Annotated in this window: 1 pseudogene; it reads left to right on the top strand. The window is 54.0% G+C overall.

What is annotated here, in order from left to right:
* A pseudogene (locus tag AACT35_RS12540) lies at positions 1–215 on the top strand (photosystem II D2 protein (photosystem q(a) protein)); the annotation flags it as partial.

The following is a 215-nucleotide window of genomic DNA, read 5'->3' as shown; positions in this document are numbered from 1 at the left end:
CTGATGTACCCCTTGGGTCAGTCTAGCTGGTTCTTTGCCCCCAGCTTTGGTGTCGCTGGTATCTTCCGTTTCATTCTGTTCTTACAAGGTTTCCACAACTGGACGCTCAACCCCTTCCACATGATGGGTGTTGCAGGGATTCTCGGTGGTGCGCTGCTCTGTGCGATCCACGGGGCAACGGTAGAGAACACCCTGTTTGAAGACAGTGACCAAGC

The organism is Synechococcus sp. BDU 130192, from assembly GCF_963876085.1.
Lineage (GTDB): Bacteria > Cyanobacteriota > Cyanobacteriia > Cyanobacteriales > MRBY01 > MRBY01.
The sequence above is the reverse complement of the archived record's forward strand: the minus strand, read 5'-3'. Positions and strand labels throughout refer to the sequence as shown.